Source organism: Sphingomonas rubra (assembly GCF_900115745.1).
In the GTDB taxonomy this organism is placed as follows: Bacteria; Pseudomonadota; Alphaproteobacteria; order Sphingomonadales; family Sphingomonadaceae; genus Sphingomonas; species Sphingomonas rubra.
The window spans coordinates 108,847-128,537 of the sequence record NZ_FOXP01000008.1 but is presented as its reverse complement, the minus strand read 5'-3'; the positions used below and the strand labels follow the sequence as shown (position 1 = coordinate 128,537).

The following is a 19,691-nucleotide window of genomic DNA, read 5'->3' as shown; positions in this document are numbered from 1 at the left end:
GTTACTTGGTCTCGCCCTTTGCCTGACTCTGGGCCTGGCCCTGGGCCTGACCTTGCGGCTGGCCGCCCTGCGGCGGCGCGGGCTTGGCATTCGGGTTGTACGGCACCGGGTTCACCTGCGCCCCCGGCTGGAGGTTCTGCGCGCCCTCGACGATCACGCGGTCGCCCTGCTTGAGGCCGCCGGTGACGAGCCAGTTGTCGCCGATCGCGCGGTTCGTCTGGACGATCCGCGGCTCGACCTTGTTGCCCTGGCCGACGACCATCACCGTCGCCTGGCCCTTCTCGTCGCGCGACAACCCGCGCTGGGGGACGAGCAGGGCCGAGCCTTGCGTCCCCTCGACCATCTCGGCGCGCGCGAACATGCCGGGGAGGAGAAGGCCATTGGGGTTGGCGAAGCGCGCGCGGATCGCCTGGCTGCCGGTGGCGGGATCGACCGTCACGTCGGCGAACTGGAGCGTGCCCTCGATCGGATAGGTGCTGCCGTCCTCCAGCTTCAGGCGCACGCGCGCCGCCTGCGGTCCGCCGCGCGTGACCGCGCCGGCCATGATCTGCTGGCGCAGGCGGAGCAGGTCGGCGCTCGACTGCTGGATGTCGACGAACATCGGGTCGATCCGCTGGATCGTCGCGAGCGGCTGGGTCTGCGCTGCGGTGACGAGCGCGCCGGTGGTGAAGGCGGAACGACCGATGCGGCCGGAGATCGGCGCGCGGATGGTGGTGCGGGCGAGATCGATCTGCGCCGAGCGGAGCGCCGCCTGCTGCGCGGCCACGTCGGCCTCCGCCTGCTGCGCGCTGGTGGTGGCGTTCTCGAATTCCTGGCGGGAGATGGCGTTGATTTTGACCAGCTCGCCGTAGCGGCGGGCGAGCGCGCGGCTCGACGCGATCGCGGCGCGCGCGCGGGCCAGCGCGGCACGCGCGCTCGCCACCTGCGCCTGATAGGGCGTCGGATCGATGCGGTAGAGCGGCTGCCCCTGGCGGACGGTGTCGCCCTCGTCGAACAGCCGCGCGAGGACGATGCCGTTGACCTGCGGGCGGACCTCCGACGTCTCGTAGGCGCTGGTGCGGCCGGGCAGTTCGGTGGTCAGCGTCACCGATTGCGGTTGCAGCGTGACGAAGCCGACCTGCGGCGGCGGCGGGGCAGCCTGCTCCTCCTGCTGGCCGCAGGCGGCGAGGAACAGCGCAATCGTTACCGCCGGGACGATATTCTTCATGGGAAAACCCACCGCTCGTGCTAGAGAAAGGGGGAGTGATCGTTCACTCACACTTTGGCCGATACTCCGTTCAACCTAGATAAAGCAAGCCGGATCGAGGTGACAGCCGCGTGACCATATTGCATTCACCAGTTGCGTGCCGCGCAGCCAGGGCGGAAGATCGCCGCCGCCACCTTATCGACGTCGCGCGCAAGCTGTTCACCGAACATGGTTTTCACGCGACGGGCGTGGCGCAGATCGCGGCCGCGTCGGGCATCCGCGTCGGCCAGATCTATCGCGACTTCTCGGCCAAGGAAGATATCGTCGCGGCGATCGTCGCGGTCGACCTCGCCGATTTCCTTGACGAGGCGGGTCTGCGCGCGGCGGTCGCGACTCGCGACGCGGATGCGATTCGCGACTGGATCGGGCGATTCGTGCGCTTCGACGATCCGATCGAGGAATGCCGGCTGATGACCGAGATCGCCGCGGAGGCCGCGCGCAACGATCGCATCGCCGCCATTCAGCGGGATACCGACGTCAAGATCAATGCGTTGCTGGCGACTGCGCTGGAGGCGCTGGCACCGGGTGCCGATCGCGCGGCGGAGCGGGAGGGGATCGTTTCGCTGATCCTCGTGCTCGGCATGGGGCTGATGTACCGGCGGCTGGTCGATCCGGCGGGCGAGGCGGCGGTGACGCGGCGGATCGAAGCGCTGCTCGACCGGGAGTTGGGGGAACTGCTGGGGTAGGGCGCGTGGGTTCCTGCCTATCCATCTCGTACCCCGGCGAAGGCCGGGGCCCAGGTGGGCAACGCTTTCCAGATACTCACGCAAGCCTTCCCACCTGGGCCCCGGCCTTCGCCGGGGTACGGGCTCTCAATCCTCCGCGATGCGGCTGTGGGTGCGGGTGTCGCGCATCTTGAGGTAGACGATCAGCGACACGCCGATCATCGCGGTGACGTACCAGTAGAATCCCCGCTCCCAGCCGCTGTCCTTGAACTTGAGCGCGACGAACTCCGCGGTGCCGCCGAACAGCGTGTTGGCGAGCGCGTAGGGCAGGGCGACGCCGAGCGCGCGGATATGGGCGGGGAACAGCTCCGCCTTCACCACCGCGTTGATCGAGGTGTAGCCGGTGACGATCACCAGCGCCGCCATGACGAGCGCGCCGGCGTAGATCGGGTCGGTCGCGGTCTCCAGCGCGGTGAAGATGGGATAGGTGAAGAGCAGGCCCGCGACGCCGAAGCCGACCATCAGCGGCTTGCGCCCGATCCGGTCGGACAGGCCGCCGGCGAGCGGCTGGAGCAGCATGAAGACGAACAGGGTCGCGGCGTTGATCTGGCTCGCCACCTCGCGGCTGAAGCCCGACGTGTTGACCAGGAATTTCTGCATGTAGATCGAGTAGGCGTAGAAGGCGAGCGTGCCGCCCGCCGTCAGCAGCATCACCACCGCCGTCTCGCGCGGGTGATGGCGGATCAGCTCGAAGAAGCCCGATTTCGGCGCGCCCCCGGATGCCTTCAGTTCTTGGGCGTTGGCGAAGCTCTGCGTCTCGGCGAGGCCGCGGCGGATGTAGAAGACGACCACCGCCAGCACCGCGCCGATGGCGAAGGGGATACGCCAGCCCCAGGCGTCGAGCGCCGCCTCGGTCATCGTCGCCTGGAGGATCAGGAGGACGCAGATGGCGAGCAACTGGCCCGAGATCAGCGTCACGTACTGGAAGGACGAGAAGAAGCCGCGCCGATCCTTGCCGGCCATCTCGGTCAGGTAGGTCGCCGACGCGCCGTACTCGCCGCCGACCGACAGGCCCTGCATCAGCCGCGCGACGACGAGCAGGATGGGCGCGAACACGCCGATCGTCTCGTACCCCGGCGTGCAGGCGATGATGAGCGAGCCCGCGCACATCAGCGTCACCGACAGCGTCAGCCCGGCCTTGCGGCCCCGGCTGTCGGCGTAGATGCCCATTACCCAGGCGCCGATCGGCCGCATCAGGAAGCCGACCGCGAAGATCGCCGCGGCGCTGAGCAATTGCGCGGTGCGATCCTCCGAGGGGAAGAAGTGCGGCGCGAAATAGAGGGTGAAGGCGGAGTAGACGTACCAGTCGAACCATTCGACCAGATTGCCGGTCGAGCCGCCGATGATCGCCTTCAGGCGCTCGCGCTGATCGAGCGGGCGTGTGTCCGAATGCTGCAATGCCGTCTCCCTTTGCGCGCCAGCATGGCCCCCGCCGCCACGCCAGGCAAGTATGCGCACGGGACGAAGCGGCCGATCCGACCGATGGCAAGGGTTGCCGCCACGGTCTTCTCCCGCCACACGAGCGTCAGGCGCGCCACGGCCGCATCCAGAGAGAAGACGCATGATCCACCCCGACGTCGACGCGCACGCGACACCCCCCGCGGCGGGGCCATGGTACACGCACCTGTACGTCCAGGTGCTGATCGCGATCGCCGCGGGCGTGCTGCTCGGCCATTTCGCGCCAACGACGGGCGAGGCGCTGAAGCCGCTCGGCGACGCGTTCATCAAGCTGGTGAAGATGATTATCGCGCCGGTAATCTTCCTGACCATCGTCACCGGCATCGCGGGGATGCGCGACCTGGCGGCGGTGGGGCGCGTGGCGGGCAAGGCCTTCGCCTATTTCCTGTTCTTCTCGACCCTGGCGCTGATCGTCGGGCTGATCGTCGCCAATGTGGTGCGGCCGGGCGCGGGGCTGAACATCGATCCGGCGACGCTCGATGCGGGCAAGGTCGCGACCTACGCCGCCAAGGCGCATGAATCGACGCTGACCGGTTTCCTGCTCGGCGTGATCCCCGACACGTTCGTGTCAGCGCTGACCGCGGGCAACATCCTCCAGACGCTGTTCACCGCCATCCTGTTCGGCATCGCGCTGGCGATGGTGGGGGAGCGGGGCGAGCGTGTCCTGTCGGCGCTGACCGAGCTGTCCACCGTCGTCTTCAAGCTGGTCGCGATCGTGATGAAAGCGGCGCCGATCGGCGCGTTCGGCGCGATGGCCTTCACCATCGGCGCCTACGGCGTCGGCACGCTCGCCAACCTCGCAGCGCTGGTCGCGACCTTCTACCTGACGGCACTGCTGTTCGTGCTGGTGGTGCTGGGCGTGGTGGCGAGGGCGTGCGGCTTCTCGATCCTGAAGCTGATCTCCTACCTGAAGGGCGAGCTGCTGCTGGTGCTCGGCACCTCGTCGTCGGAGTCGGCGTTGCCCTCGCTGATCGAGAAGATGGAGCGGGCGGGCTGCCCCAAATCGGTCGTCGGCCTCGTCGTGCCGACGGGTTACTCGTTCAACCTCGACGGCACCAACATCTACATGACGCTGGCGGCGCTGTTCATCGCGCAGGCGACCAACGTCGACCTGACGCTGGGCGAGCAGTTGCTGCTGCTCGGCGTCGCGATGCTGTCGTCCAAGGGTGCCGCGGGCGTGACGGGGGCGGGGTTCATCACGCTGGCCGCGACGCTCAGCATCGTGCCGTCGGTGCCGGTCGCGGGCATGGCGCTGATCCTGGGCGTCGACCGGTTCATGAGCGAGTGCCGCAGCCTTACCAACTTCATCGGCAACGCCGTCGCCACCGTGGTGGTGTCGCGCTGGGAGGGCGTGCTCGACCACGCGCAGCTGACCCGCGCGCTGAACGGCGAGAGCCTGCGCGTCGACCAGATGGCGCCCGACGCCGTGTCCCCCGACTGAAGGACCGTGTTCTTGATCGTTCGTTCCTTCCGCCTCGCGGCGGTACCCGCACTGCTCGCCGCCGTGCCGGCCGCGGCGCAGACCGCGCCCACCCAGTCGACCGCGCCGCAGGGGAGGTACCCGCGCCGATCGAGAACAATGCCTCGCGCGCGCCGGCGTCGCCGGCAGCCACCGCCTATCCGCCCGAGGCGGTGGGCGACGGGCCGTCGACCGCCGGCTATAATTTCTCGCGCTGGGCGGAGGATTGGACCAAGTTCCGCGATCCGGCGAAGCGGACCGACTGGATCGACCGGCTGAAATATCTGCCGATCGCGGCGGACGGCGACGTGTACCTGACGCTGTCGGGCGAGGCGCGGTTGCGCGTCAACCACACCACCAACCCCGACCTGCGCGAAAGGCGCGCGCAGCGACAGGACATCGTGCGCCTCGTCGGCGGCGCCGACCTGCACCTGGGCGAGCATGTCCGCGTGTTCGGCGAGGTCGCGCATGCGGGGCTGGGCGGCGTCGAACTCGGCACGCCGACCACGTCGCTGCGCAACCGGCTGGTGGTGCAGCAGGCGTTCGTCGATGCCACCACCGACATCGCCGACGTGACCGTGGGTGCGCGCTACGGCCGGCAGGAGTTCACCGACGGCGCCAACCTGCTGATCTCGTCGCGCGACAACAACACGATCCGCTTCGTCCTGAACGGCATCCGCGCCTGGGCACGGGGGCCGCGCGTGCGCGTCGACCTGTTCGACTTCAAGTTCACCGCGCTCGGTTACGGCGGCACGCGCGACGACCGGGTCGACGACCTCAACCGCTTCTCCGGCGTGACCACCGGTATCGTGCTGCCCGCGAACCTGTTCGGCGAGGGGCAGTTGTACGTCGATCCCTTCGTGTGGCGGCTGCGCTCGCTCGACCAGGCGTGGGGTGGCGTGACGGCGCGAGAGGCGCGGAACTATTACGGCGTCCACGTCTGGGGCGACGCCGGGCGCGCGACGATCGACTGGACGGTCAACCGGCAGGGCGGCGACTTCAACGGGCGGCGGATCAGCGCGTGGCAGGTGTTCCTGGCGCAGACCTTCGCGCTGTCGGACGCCAAGGGGAGCCCCCGCGTCGGCGTCCATGCCGATTACGCCAGCGGCGGCGGCGCGTACGGCCGGGGCACGCTCCGCAACGCGCTGGCCCCGTTCGGCAACAATATCTACTATAGCTACCAGTTGTTCGCGACGCCGACCAACCTGGTCGCGGTGGCGCCCAACGTGCAGTTCACGCCGCTGAAGGGCGTGCGCGCGATCGCCGAATATCAGTTCGCCTGGCGCGACACCGCCACCGACGCGGTGTACCGCGCCAATGGATCGCCCTTCGCGGGCACCGAGCGGGTCGACGGGCACAAGTTCGGCGAGATGGCACGGTTGCAACTGGTGTGGTCGATCACCCCGCGCTTGGCCTTTACCGGCCGCTACGAACATCTGACGGCGGGGCCGGTACTGCGGCGCGCGGGATATACCAGTTCAGACTTCTTCGCCGGGTGGCTCAGCTTCCGCTTCTGATGGACACGTTGCCGAAACGATGCGTTACCGGGACAGAGTTCCCGCTGGAGTATTCATGACCGCCTTTCCGATCGTCCCCGTCATCCTGTCCGGCGGGTCCGGCACGCGGCTGTGGCCGATGTCGCGGCCCGAACTGCCCAAGCAGTTCCTGTCGCTGACCTCGACGCAGACGATGCTGCAACTGACTGCCGCGCGGGCGCGGGGGCGTGGTTTCGCCGCGCCGATCATCGTCGCCAATGCGGCGCATGCGGAGGAGGTGGAGGGGCAGCTCGCCTCGATCGGGCTGACCCCGCAGGCGCTGGTGCTGGAGCCCACCGGGCGCAACACCGCGCCGGCGATCGCGCTGGCCGCGCTGGCCGCGTCGCATCCGGAGGACGCGCTGCTGGTGATGCCGTCCGATCACGTCATCGCCGACGTGCCCGCCTTTCACGCGGCGATCGACGCGGCGCTGCCGCTGGTCAACGACGGCTGGCTGGTGACGTTCGGGATCGAACCCGACGCGCCGGAGATCGGCTATGGCTGGATCCAGACGGGGGACGAGATCGTGCCGGGCGTCCACCGCGTCGCCCGCTTCGTCGAGAAGCCGCCGCTCGACCGGGCGGAGGCGATGCTGGCGGCGGGTGGCCATTCGTGGAACGGCGGCATCTTCCTGTTCCGCGCCGACATGTATCTGGGCGCGCTCGCCTCCTACGCGCCCGAGATCCTGCACGCCGCGCAGCAGGCGATGGCGGCCGCCACGCGCGACGGCACGCGGGTGACTCCGCAAGCGGAGGCGTTCGCCGCCTCGCCGTCCGACTCGATCGACTATGCCGTGATGGAGAAGGCCGAGCGGGTCGCGGTGGTTCCCGTGTCGATGGGGTGGAGCGACGTGGGCAGCTGGGACGCGCTGCACGCGATCAGCGAGCGCGACGAGGACGAGAATACGCAGGGCGGCGAGGTCATCATGCTCGACAGCCGCAACTGCCTGATCCGCTCGGACCGCGTGCGGATCGCGGTGGTCGGCGTGTCGGACCTCGTCGTGGTGGCGAGCGGCGACGACGTGCTGATCGTGCCGCGCGGCCGCAGCCAGGAGGTCAAGAAGCTGCTGGATGCGATGAAGCGGTAGGGTGTTCTACGTCACACCGGGATCGTCCCGGTGTCCAGAGCCAGGCAGCGCTCCCGCCTGTGGCTCTGAATGCCGGGACGAGCCCGGCATGACGCCGTTACTCGTCGATCCCGAAGTTCAACCCGCGCGAGACGCTGGGATCGACCACCGCGATCGTTAGATACGCGCCGAACTGCTTCACCCGCTGCCACCAGCCGGTGCGCGCCTTGTAGACCTCTTTGGTGATCGCCAGCGACTGCGCGATCTCGCCTTCGACATAGCCGCGGACGTGGTCGGCGAAGGCGGCGTCCTCCACCCTGAGCATCAGTTCGAGGTTGATGAACAGGCTGCGCATGTCGAAATTGGCGGAGCCGATATGGACCGCGTCGTCGACGACGTAGAGCTTGGTATGCAGCTTGGTCGGTTGATACTCGAACAATTGCACGCCGCGGCGCAGCAGCCCTGCGTAGGAGAAGCGCGCGGCGGCGATCGTCGCGTTGTTGTCCGACTTGGCGGCGGTGACGATGCGGACGCGCTTGCTCGACCGGCCGGCGCGCTCGATCCGGCGCAGCAGCAAGGGGCTCGGCGTGAAATAGCCGGCGATCACGTCGATGCACCGGCCCGCGGCGATGTCGATGCGCAGCGTGCGTGCCCAGGGCGACAGTTTCCGCGTCGGTCCGCCGATTAGCCAGCGCAGCCGCCCCTCCGTCTCGCTGAACCGCGCCAGCGTCCGGTTGAGCGGACGGACCTTGAGCTTGGGATGCTCGATCGCGGTCTTCAGCGAATCGAAGTAAGCGCCCATCCGCGCGGCCGCCGGTCCTTCGACCAGCAATCCCAGGTCGCGCCAGGCCTGTTCGGCGACCGTGCCGAAATAATCGTCCTCGACGTTGAAGCCGCCGATGATGATGCGGGGCGCGTCCTCCGCGTCGGCGAGTGCCAGTTTCTGGTGGTTGCGCAGCAGGTAGCGGCGGCCGAACTTCGCGGAGAAGTGGCAGAAGTCGACACCCGCCTTCTCCAGCGGCGCGAAGAAGCCGGGTGGTGTATCGTCGCTGCCGAAGCCGTCGACGATCAGCGCCACCGTCACGCCGCGCCGGGCGGCCGCGACCAGCGCGGCGTTGACGCGGGCGCCCGATGCGTCGTCGGCGTAGATGTAATAGAGGATTCGCAGCGAGCGGCGGGCGCGCTCGATCAGGTCGATCAGCGCGTCGAGCCGGCGCGGCCCGGTGTCGAGCAGCGTCAACCGATTGCCGTCCACGGTGAACACCGGCTGCTCGGGCGGGTGATCCACGCGGGCGGAGGCGACGGAGGCGGCCATGACACCGGCATTACGCGCCGGACCGCCGACTCGATCCGCGTCGCCAACCTTGCTTTTTCGCCATCCCACTGGTAGCGGCGCCGCTTATCCCGGAATTTTTGTGAATTGAGGACACGGCATGGCACGCGTCACCGTTGAGGATTGCGTCGACAAGGTTTCGAACCGGTTCGACCTGGTGCTGTTCGCCGCGCAGCGCGCCCGGCAGATCTCCGGCGGTGCCGACCTGACGCTGGACCGCGACCGCGACAAGAATCCGGTGGTCGCGCTGCGCGAGATCGCCGAGCAGACGGTGCGGCCGGATCAGCTGCAGGAGTCGGTCATCACCGGCCTGCAGAAGGTGCAGATGGACGATGACGACGAGGTGGACGCGATCGGTTCGCTGTCGGCCTCGGCCGAGGCGCTGCGCCTGACCGCCGCGGCGCCGCCGCGGAACCAGAATCTGGGCGCGGATTATGATGGGTAAGGCAGGCGATTAGCGTAGCTAATCGACGAAGAGCCTTACCCCGGCCAGCGTCGTGCAACGACGACTGACGACGCGGGCTTTGCCCGTGGCGGGGCTGTTTCACCACCACCACCTACCTTCCGTCATGCCGGGCTTGACCCGGCATCCATGGTGCCGCGAGAGCAACCGGCCGTGAGGCGCGGGGACGGATGGACCCCGGATCAAGTCCGGGGTGACGAAAGGCGGGGACGCGAGCCCCGCCGCGGCGAAGCCACGCTTCGGCTGCCTGCCAAGGCAGGCGCTCAGGACAGGCTGCGTCTAACGGAGGCTTCGCCCCCGCCGGCCATGGCCGCGCCGCGACGCGGAATAGCGACGCTATTCCGCTGAGCGGCCCTTGAATCCCTGTGCGACCACGAACCATTCCACCGATCCCTTGCGACTCGCCGGCGGCTTGGCGTGCTTCACGCTCGTGAAATTCCGCTTCATCTCCGCCACCAGCGTCGAATCCGCGCCGCCCGCGAACACCTTGGCGACGAACGTCCCCCCCGGCACCAGCACGTCGACCGCGAAGGCGAGCGCGGTCTCGACCAGCGCCATCGTGCGCAGCGCGTCCGTCTGCGGATGGCCGACCGTGTTGGCCGCCATGTCCGACAGCACCAAGTCGGGCGCGCCACCCAGCGCCTCGATCAGCGCGGCGGGTGCCGCATCGTCGAGGAAGTCCATCTGGAAGATGGTGACGCCGTCGATGGGGTCGACCGGCAGCAGGTCGATGCCGACCACGCGGGCCGCCGGCACCTGCCGCCGCACCACCTGTGCCCAGCCGCCCGGCGCGATGCCCAGATCGACCACGCGGCGCGCGCCTTTCAGGATCGCGAACCGCTCGTCCAGTTCGGTCAGCTTGTAGGCGGCACGGCTGCGATAGCCCTCCGCTTTGGCGCGGCGGACATAGGGGTCGTTCAGCTGCCGCTCCAGCCAGCGCTGCGACGCGGCGGTGCGCCCGCGTGCGGTCTTGACGCGGGTGCGCCCGCCCGATCCGCCCCTGCTCATCGCCCCGTCCTCATGGCCGGCGCTCCCCCATCAGTCGGCGCAGGATGCCTTCACGGATGCCGCGGTCGGCGATGCCGATCCGCTCGGCCGGCCACAGGTCCATGATCGCCTCCAGGATCGCGCAGCCCGCGACGACCAGGTCGGCGCGCTCGTTGCCGATGCAGGCTACGGTCGCGCGCTCCTCGATCGACTGGCGGGACAGCATCGTGCAGATCTGCCGCATCGCCGCCGCCGGCACGATCGACCCGTCGACGGCGGCCCGGTCATAGTGGCTGAGACCGAGATGTACGCTGCCCAGCGTCGTCACCGTGCCGCTGGTGCCGAGCAGTCGCGGCCTGGCAACCCCGCGCGGCAGCCGCGCCGCGAACGCCGCCATGCTGTCGGCGGCGAGTGCCCGCATCCGCGCGTAGGACCCGGCGCGCGCGTCCGCATCGTCGCCGCCGCCGGCGCTCTCGGTCAGCGACACGACGCCCCACGGCGCGGAGTGCCAGTCGAGCACGCGCGGCACCGGGCCCGCCGTGTCGACCAGCACCAATTCGGTCGAGCCACCGCCGATGTCGAAGATCAAGGCGGGATCGACGCCGGGTTCGATCAGCACGTGGCAGCCGAGCACGGCGAGCCGCGCCTCCTCCTCGGCGGAGATGATGTCGAGGCGGATGCCCGTCTCCGCGTGGGCGCGGGCGATGAAGTCGGCGCCGTTCGCCGCGCGGCGGCACGCCTCGGTGGCGACCGAGCGGGCGAGCACGACGTTGCGCCGCTTCAGCTTGTCCGCGCACACCCGCAGTGCCGTCAGCGTTCGGTCGATCGCCGCGTCGGACAAGCGGCCGCTCGCCGCCAGTCCCTCGCCGAGCCGGACGATGCGCGAGAAGGCATCGACCACCGCGAAGCCGGGTCCCTGCGGCCGCGCGATCAGCAGCCGGCAATTATTGGTGCCGAGATCGAGCGCGGCATAGGCCTGCGCGTCGCCCCATCGACCGCGGGGCGGCCGGGGGTGGGCCGGACGGGCAGGCTGTTCCTGCCGGTACGGCTGTCGGGAGTGATCCCCCATGAGCCGTGGTGCCTTCTGTTCTGTTCTGCCGCCGCGGGAGCGATCCCGCCCGGTGCTTGCCTCTCACCTAGCGTCGATCCGCCCGCGCGACAAGGCGACGCTCGCGGATGTGCGCCAAACCACTTGACCCGCCCGGGCCGGCCACCTAGAGGAGCCCGCGATTGCCCGATCCTCTAATGGTAAGAGAGCGGACTCTGACTCCGTCAATCAAGGTTCGAATCCTTGTCGGGCATCCAACGCGCGCCGCATCGAAGCTATTTCGTGCTCGTCGCTGATCCCTTTACTTTCTGTATAATCTGCGAGCGGCGCGACGAAGCGTGAGGCGACCGTCCGCATGGGGCGACCGGTTTCGTTGCTGCACAGCCAGCCGGTGACGGCTAAGCGCGGGACCATTCATGCGCCCGCGCCGCGACGGGGCGGGATGACGTGGACCGCGGCGTCGTCCTTGATGATCGGACGGGGAGCGAACGCAGACCGCCGCTCGCATCGAGGGGTAGGATATAAGATTCACCCGGCGCATCCGAAGCTCCGCGGCCGCATCGCTAGAGGTGTGAGGTTGCCTTCGCTTTCACTGCCGCGCTGCGCGCTGCGTGCTGAAGCTTGTCCTGAGCGGCTGGCTTGGCAGCCGGCCAGAAATTCCGGAACGAACGCATGAAGATGATGCCGTGCCGTTCCAAGTAACGCCTCCATGGCAGAAGCGGCGAATGGCCTGGTGGGTGTTCCTTGCTATTGTGCTCTCGAGAGCCCATATCTCGCTGGCTACAGTCGCAAATCGACGGTTCTCGGTGCTTTGCGGCTCCTGCTCCTTCTTTCCCTGCCTCGGATGCGCTGTGTCGCTCAGCAGGTGGGCGGCGCTCAACAAGAAGGCATGCAGTTATGGCTACCAACGGTACCGTCAAATTCTTCAATACCGACAAGGGCTTCGGCTTCATCTCGCCCGATGACGGCGGCAAGGACGCGTTTGTCCACATCTCCGCGGTGGAACGCGCGGGCATGATCTCGCTGAAGGACGGGCAGCGGATCGCCTACGACCTGGAGGAGGATCGTCGCGGCAAGATGGCGGCGGTCAATCTTCAGACGGCCGAGTAGCCCGGATGGTCGGCGGTCCCGGTCGGGGCCGCCGTTCCTTCTCCACGCAGCTCAGGAGTCACCATAGATGTCCGACGCCCTACTATTCCGCGCCCGCGCGGATCAGGAACTCGCCAACGCCGCCGCCGCGACGCTGCAGAACGTCCGCGATCGATCGGAGCGGGCCGCCAAGGCCTGGACCGCGATGGCCGATCGCGCCGGCGAGGTCGAGACCGCGCGCAAGACCCGCGAGGCGAAGCACAACGCCTGACAGCGAACGTGGTCGGCGCTCGGCCCGCAGCGAAGCGGAATGCCGAACGGTGATGACGGCGATGTGGTCCAGCGGCGGTGGTGCGATGTGCGCTACGCGGCCGTCCGGTCCGACACCCGGCGCAGGGCGCGCGCGAGTTCGTCGACCGAGTAGGGCTTGTGCAGCAGTTCGAACCCTTGCGTGCCGCCCGCGGCCAGCACGCTGCTGTAGCCGCTGGTCAGGATGACCGGCATGGTCGGATAGCGGCGCCTGATCTCCTGTCCTAGGTCGACGCCGCTCATGCCCGGCATGACGACGTCCGAGAACACCACGTCGATGTCGTCGGCATCCGTGTCCAGCCGCGCCAGTGCCGTGGCGCCGTCGCTGGCCAGCACTGCCTGATACCCCATCTCGGATAGCGCCTCGATCGCGAACAGCCCGACCTCCGGATTGTCCTCCACCACCAGGATGCGCGCGCCGGCCGCCAAGGACGGTGCCGCCTCCGCACCCGACCCCGCGTCGCCGGCGTCGTCGGGAGAGGCGGGCAGGTACATCACGAAGCGTGCGCCCTCACCCTGGCGGCTCTCCACCACCACCTCGCCGCCCGACTGCTTGGTGAAGCCGAACACCTGGCTGAGGCCCAGGCCGGTTCCCTCGCCCACGCCCTTGGTGGTGAAGAACGGCTCGAAGATCTTGTCGATCTTGTCCGCGGCGATGCCGCTGCCGGTGTCGCTGACGGCGATGGTGACGAAATCGCCCGCGATCGCCGGATGCGCCCGGACCGCGGGCATCCCCGTCACCGTGCCGATCGCCATCGTCAACGCTCCCTCGCCCCCCATCGCGTCGCGCGCGTTGACCGCCATGTTGAGGAGCGCGGTGTCGAACTGACTGCGGTCGGCGTTCACCACGCACGGGCGATCGGGAAGATCGACGTCGACCTGGATGCGCGGGCCGACCAGCGTGTGGATCATCGGCTGGATCGCCTGCACGCTCTCGCACGCGTCGAACGGCTCTGGCTTGAGCGCCTGGCGCCGGGCGAAGGCGAGGAGCTGCGCGGTCAGCTTCGCGGCGCGGTCTGCGGTGTCGGCGATCGCGTCGATGTAGCGGGTGCGCCGCTCCGCCGACACGTCGCTGCGGCGGAGCAGGTCGACCGAGCCGCGGATCACCGTCAGCAGGTTGTTGAAGTCGTGGGCGAGACCGCCGGTCAGCTGGCCCACCGCCTCCATCTTCTGCGACTGGCGCAGCGCCTCCTCCGCGGTCATCAGTTCGGCCGTGCGATCGACAACCTGCTGCTCCAGCGAGGCGGCGAGGTCCGCGAGTTCGCGCTCGACGCGGCGGCGCTCGGTGGCGGTGCGGGTTCGTTCGGCGACGTCGCGGAGGAAGTCCAGATCCTCGCGCGTCCAGGTTCGTGGTTCGTCGTGGTTGACGAAGAGCAACGCCACGATCTCGCCCTGTTCGGCGACCGGCATGTTGATGAACGAGCGGGCCGAGATCGCTTCCAGCGCGGCGGCGGTGGCGGCGGTGCGCGGGTCCGTACGCGCGTCCTGCACCACGGCGGTGTCGCCGCGCTTCAGGTCCTCGATATAGCTGCCGTAGTCGCGAAAGGCGAGCACGCCGGCGATGCTGACGACGCCGTCGGCGTTCCAGTCGCGGTCGATGATGATGGTCTCGGCCCGGCGGTCGACCAGGCCGTAGCCGGCGCGGCTGACCTCCAGCGTCCGTCCGATCACCTCGGCGGCGACGAAGGAGATGTCGGCGGCATCGTCCAGGTCGCGCAGTGTGTCGCCCAGGCCGGCCAGGGCCAAGCGCCGCCGCTCGGCGCGCTTCACGGCGGTGATGTCGAGCGACACTCCGGCGAGGCGCAGCGGCTCGCCGTCCGCGCCGAAGAAGGGCTGCCCGCGGCTGGTGAGCCAGCGGATCGTGCCGTCGGGGGTGCGGATGCGATATTCGACCTCGTACTCGCTGCCCTCCGCGATCGTCCGGTCGAGCGCCTCGCGCGTCCGCTCCCGATCCTCCTCGACGATCGCGGCGACGCGGTCGGCGAAGGTGAACGGCGCCTCGGGCGGCAGGCCGAACAATGCCTTGCACTGGTCGGACGAGGTCAGCTCGCGGGTGGCGAGATCCAGGCTCCAGGTGCCGAAACGCCCGGCCTTGAGCGCGAAGTCGAGTTCACGCTCGCGCTCCTGTTGCGTGCGCAACCGGCTGGTCAGCTCGGCCATCAGCGCGGCGTTGTCGTTCTCCAGCCCGGCCACCCGGTCCCGCTCCGGCGTTACGTCGACCTGGCTGGCGAAGAAATAGGCGAGCTGCCCGTCGGCGTCGTAGACCGGCGCCATCAGCAGCCGGTTCCAGAACGGCTCGCCGTCCTTGCGATGATTGCGGATGTCGATCTCGAGCGGCTCGACCCGTTCCACTGCCTCGTGGATCAGGCGAACCGTCTCGGCATCGGTTTCCGGCCCTTGCAAGAACCGGCAGTTGTGGCCGATGATCTCCTCACGCAAATAGCCGGTCAGGCGGCAGAAGCTGTCGTTGGCGAACACCACCGGATTGTCGGGCAGCCGCGGATTGGTGATGATCATTGGCATGCGGGTGGCGTGCACCGCCGCCACGAACGGATCGGTATGCCGTTCCAGGCCGACGAGTTCGGTGGCGATACGCTGCTCGTCGCGGCGACTCTCGGGGGAAGGCTCTCGATCGGGCACGCTCATCTCCGCTCAGCGATCAGCGTGCCCTAACCATAGGATAAGGCGAGAGGAAGTCGATCCTGTCCGATCGGCGTCCTCCGGTTGCTCTCCACGACAGTCCTCCTCGATCAAGAGCGGTAGCACGCCCGCGGCCAGCGTCAGCACCGCCATCGCCGCCATCGCCGCGGACAGGTCGTGCGCCTTGACCCACCACCAGGCGAGCAGCGGCGCGACGATCTGGGGCACGGTGTTGGCGAGGTTGAGGATGCCGAGATCCCGCCCGCGCCGCGCGCCGTCCGGCAGCAGCAGCATGGCGTGGCTGGTGTTCAACGCCAGGAACACCGCGACGCCGGTGGCGAAGCCGACGTAGCAGGCGGCGCCCACCGCCCACGAGCGGGCCGATGCCATGCCGATCAGGCCGGCGGTGGCGAGCAGCGCCGGGCCGATCAGGAACGATCGGCGTCGGCCGACCCGATCCGACCAGCGGCCGAGCAGGAACGCGACCGGCACGGGCACGATGGTGGCGGCGACGAGCAGGCGGGCCACGCCGGCGTGCGTCTGCGCGCGGTCGCCGGCCAGTGCCGCGAAGAAGAACAGCAGGTAGAGGCCGACGCCGCTCGCCGCGATCTGCATGAGGAGGCGCGCCGCCGAAGCGATCACGAGATGGCGGCGCGGCGAGAGGCGGACCTGGCCGGGGCCGCCGATCGGGGCGGGCTGCCGAGGCGTCGCGAGCATCAGCGGCAGCATGCAGGCCGCGACCAGCAGGGCGACGACGGCGAGGCGCGATCCCTCGCCGGCCGCCCCGGCAATGACCAGGGCGGAGGTGGCGGCGGCGAGCGGGTTGCCGAGCGTCAGCAGCGCGGCGATCGTTCCCTTCTGCGCGGCGGGTACCTCCTCGGCGATCAGCGCGTTGACCTGCGCGAGGACAGCGTTGATCGCGAACTGGAACGCGACGATCGAGGCGACGATCGCCGCGGCATCCCTCGCGAACACGACGCCGACGAAGGACAGGGCCGTCATCGCCGTGCCCGCGAGCAGCCAACCACGCCGGCCCCCGCCGCGCATCGTCGAGCGGTCGCCGAGCCAGCCGAACCCGACATTGGCCAGCGCCGCGGCGACGGCACCGGCCACGCCGCACCAGGCGAGCACGCTGTACTCGTCGAGCTTGAGTTGCTCGACCTTGATCGGCAGCAGCAGCGTCAACAGCGGCACGTAGCCGATGACGCCGCCGGCCGCCGCGAGCGCGTAGGCGAGCAGCGCGGGCATGCTCAAAGGCTTCTGTTCGCTGGTGATCGGCCGCACCTTGCCATCGTGCGGCGTCGCGGGATCGATGTCCACGGCCACCGATGCCGCGTCGATCCGGCGACGTGATCCTATTTATCCAGGCCGATCCTTCTCGCCCGGTCGCCGATACGGGGGTCGATGGCGAGCGCTGCGGCGCGGTTCGCGGCGGCCTCCGCCGTCCGGCTCGCTCGCCCAGCGGCGAGGCCGCGCGCGTAGAGCGACCAGGCGCTGCGCGGATTGGCGCGCAGGGCGGCGTCGTAGTCGGCCAGCGCCGCATCGAACTCACCCCGGCGCAGGCGGACGAGCGCGCGGCTGTCGAGATAGCTGGCGCGGCCGGGCATCGCGCGCAGCGCCGCGTTGCAATCCGACAGGGCCTGATCGAGCTCGCGGTTCAACTGCGCACGAGCCCAGCAACGGCCGTTGAGCGCCGTGGCGCGTTTGGAGTCCTCCGGATGGTCGCGCAGCCAGGCGGTGTAGTTGGCGAGCGCGGCCTCCGGCATCTCGACCCGGTCGTAAAGGCCGCCGAGCGTCAGCCGCTGGTTGGACGAGGGGGCGAGCGCCGCGTCGGCGGCCTTGAGGTCCGCCTTCGCCCCGTCGAGGTCGCCGCCGCCCAGCCGCAGGCCGGCGCGCACGACGCGGGCGTCGGCGTCGTTCGGCAGCAGCGCGATCGTCCGGTCGAGATCGCCGAGCGCGGGCAGCAGCTGGCGGTTGGCGAGGCGCATCATCGCGCGCTGGTGGAGGTAGCGCCCCTCGCCCGGCGCCATGGCGACGGCCTTGTCGAGATCGGCGAGCGCCTCGGCCAGCTTGTTGTTGGAGGCGAGCACGGCGCCGCGCCGGCTGTACCCTTCCGCATCGGTCGGCTCGCCCGTCTTGTCGGTCAGGTCGAGGGCGGTGCCTTCCGCCGTGCGGGCGCCGCGCGGCGACAGGCCGAACATCGGTCCGCCCTCGTAGGTCACGTACATGGTGCGCGTGGCGTTCGACACGAAGATGCGGTGGGTAAGGAAGAAGTCCACGCCGATCAGCATGTCGGCGTTGCCGAACGCAACGTCGGCGATGTGGATGCGCGGCCGGTTGATCGCCTCGCCGCCGATGTCGATCTGCTCGAACGGCGCGATCCAGGACGCGACCTGGCGCGAGCCGAGGCCGCTGCCCATGCCCGCGGGAACCACGCCGGGTGAGGTCGGCGTGACGCCGAGGCGCTTGGCGGCGGCGAGCGACAGCAGCGATCGCTGCGCCCCGGTGTCGAACACGGCGCGGATGCGCTTGCCGTTGAGCAGCACGGTGCCGATCGTGTGCGGCTTGAAGGGGCCGGGCTCCGGGCGTTCCAGCGGCACGGCGGTGACGGGCCGTTCGCCCGCCCAATAGGCGAGCAGCGTCTTGCCGCAGTTGCTGGTCTTCATCAGCCGCACGGCGCCGTGCGGCAGATCATATTCCACGTCGGCGAGGCCGAGGATGTTCTGGCCGAGCAGGCCCGCGGTGCCGGTGTCGCTGCCGCCGACCACGAACGACACCTTGGGCAGCACCACGCCGCCGAGCGAGAAGTTCTTCGCCACGGCCGATCCGGCACTGGCATCGCCGCCGATGCCCTTGAGCCGGAAATTGGACGGCAGCGGCTCCACGTCGAGGCCGAATTCGGCGGCGGTGGCGCGGGACATGGTGCTGTAGAAGGCGCCGCTGTCGAGGATGAAGCGCGCGGGACGATCCCCGAACGTGGCCGTCACCATCGGCCGCTGGCCGCTCATGGTGACGGGGATCTCCAGCATCTTGGCGACCTCGCAGCCGGCCGCGGCGGCGGGCGAGGGCAGCATCGCCAGCACGGCGAGCGACAAGGCACGACTTCCCACGTCCGATCTCCCCCGGCCGTCAGGTCGGCCCCGCCCGATCATCCATCGTCGCGCGTGCCGAGGCAAGCGCGGGGTTGCTCAGCCGGCGGTGAGATACGCCTCCAGCTCGGCGGCGCGGTGGGCGGCGGTATGCTGCCCGAGGACGCGGGCCTGCGCGGCGCGGCCGATCGCGTCGGCGTGCGGCAGGTCGAGCGCGGCGAGGACGTCGGTGGCCGATCGGGCGAGGACGATCTCCGCACCCGGTTCGAGCAGCTGGTCGAGGCCCTCCCACACGTCCGACACGATCGGGGTGGCGCAGGCGGCGGCCTCGAACAGGCGGACCGAGGGCGACCAGCCGGCGGCGATCATGTCGGCGCGGGTGACGTTCAGCGTCCAGCGGGAGGCGGAGTAGAAGGCGGCGTGCTCGGCAGGGGGCAGGTGGTCGATCCGCTCGACGTTCGCCGGCCAGTCGATGTCGGCGGGGTATTGCGGACCGGCGACGACGAAGCGGAGGTCGGGGCGCTGCCTCGCCGGTTCGATCAGCAGGCGCTCCAGGGTCGGTTGCCGATCGGGGCTGTAGGTGCCCAGATAGGACAGGTCCCAGCACTTGGCCGTCCCGGTCGGCCGGTAGGCATCCGGATCGACCGAGCAGTAGAGCGCGCGCGCGGCGGGGGAGCCGTAGTCGCGCTCCAGCAGGTCGAGCGTCGGCCCGCCGGTGAAGGACAGGTAGCGGGCGTAGCCGGGGATGACGGCGGGATCGAGATACTCGAAGTCGCCGCGGGCGAGCTTGGCGAGCGTGACGGGCGTGTCGATGTCGTAGAAGGCGGTGACGCCGCCCGCGACCTCCTGCACGAAATGGGCGACGGCGACGCCCTCCGGCACGTAGGAACCGACGATCACCGCGTCAGCCTCGGCGATCTCCGGCGTGAAGCGGGCGAGGTCGTCGAGGTCGGTGTAGAAGCACAGGGTGCAGAAGGCGGGATCGGCAAGGTCGCGCTGGTCGCGGTACCAGGGAACGTCGCGTTCGAGGAACAGGACGTCGTGGCCGCGCGCGGCGAACGCCTTGAGGAGCGCGCGGAAGGTGGTGGCGTGGCCGTTGCCCCAGGAGGACGACAGCGACAGGCCGAGGACGACGAGCTTCATGCGGTGGTTCCGGTCGGCGTTGGTGCGACTGCAAGCCACGTCTTTCCCGTCACCCCGGCCTTGTGCCGGGGTCCAGGGCCAAGCAGCGCCACCGTGTGTGG

General features: G+C 69.5%; 16 protein-coding genes and 1 tRNA gene. 8 read left to right on the top strand and 9 right to left on the bottom strand.

Features of this window, described 5'->3' with window-relative positions; genetic code table 11:
• Position 1: 1 nt before the first annotated feature.
• Complete coding sequence (locus BM145_RS11290) at positions 2-1,207, bottom strand: efflux RND transporter periplasmic adaptor subunit (protein ID WP_093333745.1); 1,206 nt, start codon at positions 1,205-1,207, stop codon at positions 2-4.
• A 110-nt stretch (positions 1,208-1,317) separates the two neighbouring features.
• Between BM145_RS11290 and BM145_RS11285 the strand changes: the two genes are divergently transcribed.
• Positions 1,318-1,932 (top strand): TetR/AcrR family transcriptional regulator, encoded by a 615-nt coding sequence (locus BM145_RS11285; RefSeq protein WP_093333744.1) that lies wholly within the window; start codon positions 1,318-1,320, stop codon positions 1,930-1,932.
• A gap of 126 nt (positions 1,933-2,058) precedes the next feature.
• Here BM145_RS11285 and BM145_RS11280 read toward each other — a convergent pair whose 3' ends face one another.
• Complete coding sequence (locus BM145_RS11280; protein ID WP_093333743.1) at positions 2,059-3,369, bottom strand: MFS transporter; 1,311 nt, start codon at positions 3,367-3,369, stop codon at positions 2,059-2,061.
• A 163-nt stretch (positions 3,370-3,532) separates the two neighbouring features.
• Here BM145_RS11280 and BM145_RS11275 point away from each other — a divergent pair, with 163 nt between their 5' ends.
• The 3 genes from BM145_RS11275 (at position 3,533) to BM145_RS11265 (ending at position 7,510) form a co-directional block, all read left to right on the top strand.
• Positions 3,533-4,870 carry a dicarboxylate/amino acid:cation symporter gene (locus BM145_RS11275; protein WP_093333742.1) on the top strand — a complete coding sequence of 446 codons (1,338 nt, stop codon included), beginning with the start codon at positions 3,533-3,535 and terminating at the stop codon, positions 4,868-4,870.
• 191 nt (positions 4,871-5,061) lie between these two features.
• Entirely contained in the window at positions 5,062-6,405 is a 1,344-nt protein-coding gene (locus BM145_RS11270) for an alginate export family protein (RefSeq protein WP_245739281.1), read from the top strand.
• A gap of 55 nt (positions 6,406-6,460) precedes the next feature.
• Positions 6,461-7,510 (top strand): mannose-1-phosphate guanylyltransferase/mannose-6-phosphate isomerase, encoded by a 1,050-nt coding sequence (locus BM145_RS11265; RefSeq protein WP_093333741.1) that lies wholly within the window; start codon positions 6,461-6,463, stop codon positions 7,508-7,510.
• A 97-nt stretch (positions 7,511-7,607) separates the two neighbouring features.
• Here the strand turns inward: BM145_RS11265 and BM145_RS11260 are convergent, their stop codons facing one another.
• On the bottom strand, positions 7,608-8,804 hold the full coding sequence (locus tag BM145_RS11260; protein WP_177200177.1) for a phospholipase D-like domain-containing protein: 1,197 nt from the start codon (positions 8,802-8,804) through the stop codon (positions 7,608-7,610).
• Between the two features lie 118 nt (positions 8,805-8,922).
• Here BM145_RS11260 and rpoZ point away from each other — a divergent pair, with 118 nt between their 5' ends.
• The gene (gene rpoZ / locus BM145_RS11255; RefSeq protein ID WP_093333740.1) at positions 8,923-9,267 is read left to right on the top strand and encodes a DNA-directed RNA polymerase subunit omega; all 345 of its coding nucleotides are present in this window, start codon (positions 8,923-8,925) and stop codon (positions 9,265-9,267) included.
• Between the two features lie 354 nt (positions 9,268-9,621).
• Here the strand turns inward: rpoZ and BM145_RS11250 are convergent, their stop codons facing one another.
• Positions 9,622-10,293: an RlmE family RNA methyltransferase gene (locus BM145_RS11250; RefSeq protein ID WP_093333739.1), complete on the bottom strand. Its 672-nt coding sequence runs from the start codon at positions 10,291-10,293 to the stop codon at positions 9,622-9,624.
• A 10-nt stretch (positions 10,294-10,303) separates the two neighbouring features.
• Positions 10,304-11,341 carry a Ppx/GppA phosphatase family protein gene (locus BM145_RS11245; protein WP_093333738.1) on the bottom strand — a complete coding sequence of 346 codons (1,038 nt, stop codon included), beginning with the start codon at positions 11,339-11,341 and terminating at the stop codon, positions 10,304-10,306.
• Between the two features lie 162 nt (positions 11,342-11,503).
• Between BM145_RS11245 and BM145_RS11240 the strand changes: the two genes are divergently transcribed.
• From BM145_RS11240 to BM145_RS11230, 3 genes are all read left to right on the top strand, one after another.
• Positions 11,504-11,577, top strand: a tRNA-Gln gene (locus BM145_RS11240).
• 640 nt (positions 11,578-12,217) lie between these two features.
• Positions 12,218-12,430, top strand: coding sequence for a cold-shock protein (locus tag BM145_RS11235; RefSeq protein WP_093333737.1), 213 nt, complete (start codon positions 12,218-12,220; stop codon positions 12,428-12,430).
• Between the two features lie 67 nt (positions 12,431-12,497).
• On the top strand, positions 12,498-12,680 hold the full coding sequence (locus tag BM145_RS11230) for a hypothetical protein (protein WP_093333736.1): 183 nt from the start codon (positions 12,498-12,500) through the stop codon (positions 12,678-12,680).
• A 92-nt stretch (positions 12,681-12,772) separates the two neighbouring features.
• On the opposite strand, the gene BM145_RS11225 is transcribed toward BM145_RS11230, so the two are convergent.
• From BM145_RS11225 to BM145_RS11210, 4 genes are all read right to left on the bottom strand, one after another.
• The gene (locus tag BM145_RS11225; protein ID WP_245739279.1) at positions 12,773-15,358 is read right to left on the bottom strand and encodes a PAS domain-containing protein; all 2,586 of its coding nucleotides are present in this window, start codon (positions 15,356-15,358) and stop codon (positions 12,773-12,775) included.
• Positions 15,359-15,370: 12 nt separating this feature from the next.
• Positions 15,371-16,684: an MFS transporter gene (locus BM145_RS11220; protein WP_143090168.1), complete on the bottom strand. Its 1,314-nt coding sequence runs from the start codon at positions 16,682-16,684 to the stop codon at positions 15,371-15,373.
• A 29-nt stretch (positions 16,685-16,713) separates the two neighbouring features.
• Entirely contained in the window at positions 16,714-18,468 is a 1,755-nt protein-coding gene (locus BM145_RS11215; RefSeq protein ID WP_245739277.1) for an aspartyl protease family protein, read from the bottom strand.
• 78 nt (positions 18,469-18,546) lie between these two features.
• Positions 18,547-19,590 (bottom strand): CgeB family protein, encoded by a 1,044-nt coding sequence (locus BM145_RS11210; RefSeq protein ID WP_093333732.1) that lies wholly within the window; start codon positions 19,588-19,590, stop codon positions 18,547-18,549.
• Between the last annotated feature and the right edge of the window lie 101 nt (positions 19,591-19,691).

Coding starts and splice junctions, on each gene's coding strand:
- BM145_RS11290 (WP_093333745.1), bottom strand. CDS start 1,207: ATGAAGAATATCGTCCCGGCGGTAACGATTGCGCTGTTCCTCGCCGCC.
- BM145_RS11275 (WP_093333742.1), top strand. CDS start 3,533: ATGATCCACCCCGACGTCGACGCGCACGCGACACCCCCCGCGGCGGGG.
- BM145_RS11265 (WP_093333741.1), top strand. CDS start 6,461: ATGACCGCCTTTCCGATCGTCCCCGTCATCCTGTCCGGCGGGTCCGGC.
- BM145_RS11260 (WP_177200177.1), bottom strand. CDS start 8,804: ATGGCCGCCTCCGTCGCCTCCGCCCGCGTGGATCACCCGCCCGAGCAG.
- rpoZ (WP_093333740.1), top strand. CDS start 8,923: ATGGCACGCGTCACCGTTGAGGATTGCGTCGACAAGGTTTCGAACCGG.
- BM145_RS11250 (WP_093333739.1), bottom strand. CDS start 10,293: ATGAGCAGGGGCGGATCGGGCGGGCGCACCCGCGTCAAGACCGCACGC.
- BM145_RS11245 (WP_093333738.1), bottom strand. CDS start 11,341: ATGGGGGATCACTCCCGACAGCCGTACCGGCAGGAACAGCCTGCCCGT.
- BM145_RS11235 (WP_093333737.1), top strand. CDS start 12,218: ATGGCTACCAACGGTACCGTCAAATTCTTCAATACCGACAAGGGCTTC.
- BM145_RS11230 (WP_093333736.1), top strand. CDS start 12,498: ATGTCCGACGCCCTACTATTCCGCGCCCGCGCGGATCAGGAACTCGCC.
- BM145_RS11210 (WP_093333732.1), bottom strand. CDS start 19,590: ATGAAGCTCGTCGTCCTCGGCCTGTCGCTGTCGTCCTCCTGGGGCAAC.